Source organism: Aquiflexum sp., from assembly GCF_041751335.1.
GTDB lineage: Bacteria > Bacteroidota > Bacteroidia > Cytophagales > Cyclobacteriaceae > Aquiflexum.
Window position 1 is genome coordinate 1 of the sequence record NZ_JBGSXS010000056.1, and the last position, 2,771, is coordinate 2,771.

Annotated in this window: 3 protein-coding genes; 1 reads left to right on the top strand and 2 read right to left on the bottom strand. The window is 36.3% G+C overall.

The features are described from left to right. A partial coding sequence (locus ACEW8U_RS03195; RefSeq protein ID WP_373520586.1) for a DUF6563 family protein occupies window positions 1-444 on the top strand: 444 nt, incomplete at its 5' end. A 149-nt stretch (window positions 445-593) separates the two neighbouring features. Here ACEW8U_RS03195 and ACEW8U_RS03200 read toward each other — a convergent pair. Together ACEW8U_RS03200 and ACEW8U_RS03205 are read right to left on the bottom strand one after the other, a co-directional pair. Beyond that, window positions 594-2,384 (bottom strand): hypothetical protein, encoded by a 1,791-nt coding sequence (locus tag ACEW8U_RS03200; protein WP_373520587.1) that lies wholly within the window; start codon window positions 2,382-2,384, stop codon window positions 594-596. An 8-nt stretch (window positions 2,385-2,392) separates the two neighbouring features. Then, a partial coding sequence (locus ACEW8U_RS03205) for a hypothetical protein (protein ID WP_373520588.1) occupies window positions 2,393-2,771 on the bottom strand: 379 nt, incomplete at its 5' end.

Sequence of the window (2,771 nt, forward strand, 5' to 3'; positions counted from 1 at the left end):
GGCTTTACAATAAAAGGCATGGGAGAAGGAGGGAAGTTTCCAAGGTACCAGGCTATGGATGAAAAAAGCAATAAACGTATCAAAGGAATTTTTGCTTTTACAGATGGTGAATCCTTTTACCTGAACGCTTCACAATATACTGCTGCCGATTATTTTGTCAAGGCCCAGTTGATGGGACCGTATTTTCTTTTTGAAGATCAGGTAACTGATGCCGCTGCCGCTGCCGGTTTTGGATTGGTAGGTGCATTGGCCTCCACAAGAACAAACTTGTATCTGTTCAATCCCAAGTTTGGTACTGTCAGGGTTTTGGATGACAGATATATGAAAGAATTGCTATCTGCTCATCCGGAAATACTAAAAGCCTGGGAAATTTCAGACGGGAAAAGGGAGATCAAGAAGGATCTTATCGCAATGTTGAATGAAGTACTACAGGAAAAGGATTAATTACTTGGGCTGGGATTTTATTAAATTCTTCTACATAGGAGGACACAATAGATGTTTTTAATCTTTTGGTGTCGTTTGAAAATTGCACTTTTCAATCGGAAAACAAACCTACTTAGGGCTTCTTGGAAAATTAAGAAATTTATTTGATTTCAATCATCCAAGTCAAGTTCATAGACTATGTCCCTGATTTCCCAACTATTATTCGGATAGCCTAGAAAGTATTTTTCATTGCGGATAAAGGGGAACAAATCCATGGGATCATACGAAACATTATTGAAATTAATCGTTTGGATTTGTCTGGAAATCCCTGTGCTTAAATCGATTTTGGCTATTACTTTGTTACCAGAATTAAAGTAAAGAGAATTATTATGAACCAACAATCTCTTGGTTTCAAATCCCATATCACCAAAGGTTGGGTTTATTTGCGAGAAAAGTGTAGGTTCTTCCCCAATACGGAATTTGAAAATACCATTTAATCCGGGGTACCCTAAGTAAAAGTAAATCTGATTTTCATACACAGTGTATCCGTGTTTATTTTTGAATTCCAGAGGAACCGGAATTTGCGAATCCGACCAAGTATCTGAAAGGGGATCGTAAAACAAAAAATTAGGATGGGAGGTCACAAAAACCAAATTTCCCTGATATTCAAATCCAAATCCGGCAGATAACCAATCGAAAGGAAAATCAGACATTCTTTTCCATTCATTGGTAACAGCATCCAGTTTGTAAAAATCCTGAAGCCATTCATTATTGTTTCCTGTGAACTGAAACCCAAGTCCAAAATAAAGATACCTATTTTGAAAAGTAGCAGATAAAAAATTAAATCTACGTTTTTTCATTTCTGGGAAGTCACTCAAATTGGTATATGTTCCGGTCAATTTATCCTGTAAGTATACTGAAGCATTTTCTCCTAAGGAAAAATTGATAATATTATCACCAAAATTATACCTAGTTAAAAACTCAGATATCTGGGTTTGACCCGGATTTCCCCTATATAATTTCCATGAATTGAGTACTTCGAATTCCCGGTGATAAATGTGAAAGTGGTCATATCCTGTTCCATTGAGCTTCACTTGATAGGATCCGGCATTTATATTTTTTACAACACCATTAATGATTCCTAAAACCGAACTTGGTGTCGTAGTTGCAAAGGAAGTTGTCAGATAAAATTCATTTTCCCGAAAAGTCAATGGATCAATTTCGATTGTGAAAGTTGAACCAACATGGCCACGTGTTGGGGACATACCCAGAATTTGGGGGAATTGTATTGAAAAATGTTGGGGAATAATAATGGATTTGCCTCTTGATGTGACTTTCAATGCGAATTTCTCATCAGTCACAGGTAAGATATCCCCCCCTTTAATAGCTCTAAGCTTTAATTCGGTATTTGTACTTCGAATGATCTCTACATAATAATATCTTTCCAAACCTAAAATTTCAACTTTGTTCAGATTTTTATTCTGGCTGAAATAATCTCCTTTTATCACAAATTCAGTGTTTCCGGATAAACCAGAAACTGAAATTTCATTGATTATTGGGGGGCGAGTACCTTTGCTTAAAAATGTCATTTCCGCACCATAAACTACCTGATTTGCTGTTTTTACAAATGGTCTTAAGGTATAATATTTGTCCTCATCTAATTCATATTGAATGTCGACAACAACCTTTGCATTGTTTGGCGTACCGGATATATCAACTTTTTCATAGCGCCATTTTCCAGGTTCTATATCAACCAAACCTTCTGCGTATTCTACCCCGTAATTTGTGATTGGATTCTTACCCGCTTTTATTATTTCAAATTCAACAGTTGCCCCACCACCCTCTGAAGATTGTGCAGACATACTTTCGATAAAAGGATAATCCCTTGTTGAAATCTGGTCCTCTTCTGTGCAGGACAAAAAGAAAACTAATCCGATGAAAAGGTAATGTGCTCTATTCATAAAAATATTTAAAATTTAAATCCGGAATGAAACTGAATTTGGGTCAGACCGCTTTCGGGGCCTTGCCTAATTATTGATCCTCTTACTCCCAATACTATTCCTCTATGGCCCTTCAGGTAACGCTCAAGTCCAACTCCTAAAAGAATTCCTGAATGACTATCCGGAAAACTAAATTGAATTTCTTCGGTAATTACTGTTTTATCTTTAATTCCAGCTTCATAGGAAGTGGCGTTTTGGATATTAAATAAAGAAAGTAATACCCCAAACTCTGAATAGAACCGTACTTTATTGGGAATATAATCGTGATAAATTTTACTGAATATCGGGATTTGAAAACCCCTGAATTTCACATGTATATCTGATTCGAAATTGGTACCCCTATATTCG